General features: G+C 42.4%; 1 protein-coding gene. It reads left to right on the plus strand.

The genetic code is table 11. The annotated features are described in order from the left end of the window. Nucleotides 1–2,923: CHAT domain-containing protein (locus F6K38_RS38170; protein ID WP_287360153.1), on the plus strand; the 2,923-nt coding region annotated here is incomplete at its 5' end. Nucleotides 2,924–3,062 lie beyond the last annotated feature (139 nt).

Genomic DNA, 3,062 nt, shown 5'->3' on the forward strand with positions numbered 1-3,062 from the left:
GGCATTTCCCCAAGATTGGGCAATGATTCAAACCAATCTCGGCGGTGCCTACTGTGAGAGAATAAAAGGGAAGAGAGCAGATAATATTGAACAAGCGATTGCTCATTGTATAAATGCCCTAAAAATCTTTACCAAGTCAGCATTTCCCCAACATTGGGCAATGACTCAAAACAATCTCGGCAATGCCTACGTCGACAGAATCAAAGGAGATAGAGCCGATAATATCGAAGAAGCAATCAGTGCTTATAAAGATGCCCTAAAAATCCGTACCAAGTCGGCATTTCCTAAACAATGGGCAAGGACTCAATCCAATCTCGGCAATGCCTACTTCAACAGAATCAAAGGAGATAGAGCCGATAACCTCGAACAAGCAAGTTTGCATTTAAACAATGCCCTAAAAGTTTATGAGAAAATGAATTTATTTGAACGATATAAAATCCAAACTATTATCGGCAATGTTCATTCAATAAAAAATAAATTGTATCAAAAATTATATCAATCCGATCATCATAAATTAGATAATTTAAAAAAAGCAATCTGTGCTTATAAAAATGCCCTAGAAATCTGTACCAAGTCCACATGTCCCCAACATTGGGCAGGGATTCAACAAAATCTCGGCAATACCTACCGTAACGGAATAGAAGGGGAGAGAGCTGATAATATTGAACAAGCCATCGCTCATTATGAAAATGCTCTACAAATCTATACTAAGTTCGCATTTCCCCAAAATTGGGCAATGACTCAAAACAATCTCGGTAATGCCTACTCTGATAGAATAAAAGGGGAAAAATCTGATAATATAGAACAAGGCATTGCTCATTATAAAAATGCCCTAAAAATCTTTACAAAGTCGGCATTTCCCCAAGATTGGGCAACAACTCAAAACAATCTCGGTGTTGCCTATAAAAAAATCAAAGGAGATAGAGCCGATAATCTTGAACAAGCCATCGCTCATTATAGAAATTCCCTACAAATCCGTACTCCAGAAAACTTCCCTCTCGATTGTCTGCACACAGCTTGCAATTTAGGTAACCTTGCTCTGGACAATAACAATTGGCAACTAGCTATCGAAGGCTACGCCCTAGCTATCCAAGCGGTAGAACAAAGCCGGAGTTGGGCAATTGATGAGGAGCGTCGCCAAGAGATTCTTGCTGATTCCATTTACGTATATGGCAACATAGTACAAGCTTGCCTCAATTTAGGTCAGATCGAAAAAGGACTGGAATATACTGAACGTTCTCGTGCCCAACGCTTGGTAGATATGATGGCTAGTAATGAACTCTACCAAGGAGGAGAAATTGTCCCAGAAGTAAAACAGCTTTTGCAGGACTACGAGGAACTGCAACAGCGTATCAATCTCCTCCGTTTTGGTTCTGCTTCGGAGGTTGTTCCAGTTCTAGCAGGAAGTCCTAATAAAACCATGTCATTGGGAATGCCAGTGAAACAATCTGATCAATCCTTGACTAGGGAAGCTTTATTACAATACCAGAAAGAAATCCAGGAATTAGAGGCAAAAAAACAGCAAGTTTGGCAACAACTGCGCCGCTATGACCCGGTTTTGGCAGGACAAGTCCAGGTGGAGCATCTCGATTGGGAGCAAATGCAGCAGTTAATCGAAGAATCAACCACTGCTCTGCTTAGTTTTTACACAACAAGAGAGCATACCCATATTTTTATCCTGTTTAAGGATCGCAGTCCTCAAGTTTTCACTTGTCAAGGACAGGGGTGGAAAACTTTACAGATTTGGATCTTCAATAATTGGTTCAAGCCCTATGTTGAGGCACAAAGTGAATGGAAACAGAAGATGGGGGATTTTCTTGAAGAACTTGCTGAGCGCTTGCAGTTGCAGGAGCTGGTGGGACACTATCTGACTGGGATTGAGGAGTTGATTATTGTGCCTTATCGATATTTACATCAGATTCCTTTTGCGGCGTTGCCCTTAAAACGGGGAGAGCAAGAGGGTTTATTAGCAGCAGAGCAAGAAAAGAGTTCTCTTGCCCAAAATCGGGGTATGGTCTTCGCCAGCAAATCCTCCAAATCCTCTGGCACTAAACCTGTTACCAACACTACTTATTTATGCGATCGCTTTCGTATTCGCTTGGTTCCCAGTTGCCAAATCCTCCACTATTGCCACCAACGCCCAGCAATCCCAGGTCAAGAAATGGGTATAGTCGAAGATGCTACCGAGGATCTGCCCTTTACCAGTTTTGAATGCAAAACCCTGGCGGAAATGTATCAGGTTCCTGCTAAGCAGCGCTTACAAGGACGGAATGCCACGGTCAAATCATACCACACCTTAGCCCAGCAAGTGCATATCCTCCACTCCAGCCATCATGCCCAATCTAACCCCATGGAGCTCTTGGAATCTCATTTACGGTTAGGAGATGGTTCCCTTACCCTGGGTCAACTCTTAACTCCTGGTTGGCGCATGCCCAATCTTTCCGAAGTTTTTGCCTCAGCCTGCGAGGTTAATTTCACTGTTACCGACATTACTGATGACTTGCTTAGTCTAGCTACCGGTTTTCTCTGTGCTGGAGCCAGGAGTGTGGTTAGTACCCAGTGGTCCGTAGATGATTTGGCCAGTGCTTTATTAGCGATTTTTTACTACCATGGCCGCCGGTCAGGGATGAGCCGCTCCCAAGCACTACAGCAAGGGCAAATTAAATTGCGCAATTTAACCGGAAAGGAGTTTGCTGATAATTATCAGACTCAGTTAACGGAACATCTGGAACAAAAGTTAAAAGAGGCCAATACTGCTAAACAGAATGCCAAAGATCAGGGAGATCAGGAAGAGTTGGATAAGTGGGTCACAATTGTCGATAAATTCGAGATACAGCAAAAGCGTTTGGAGTCTTTGAGTAAGGAAGATTTTCCTTTTGCTCATCCTTTCTTTTGGGCTGGTTTTGTTTCCCAAGGAATTTAGAATTTAGAATTTAGAATGAAGAATTTAGAATTTAGAATTTAGAATTTAGAATTTAGATCCTGTAGGGTGGGCAAAAGGTGAGCACAGATCAGCTGTAGGGAAAACTCTAGGAATTTTGCCCACCAAAAAGTCAGATCTG

Origin of the sequence: Moorena sp. SIO3B2 (assembly GCF_010692525.1) — a bacterium.
Classification (GTDB): Bacteria; Cyanobacteriota; Cyanobacteriia; order Cyanobacteriales; family Coleofasciculaceae; genus Moorena; species Moorena producens.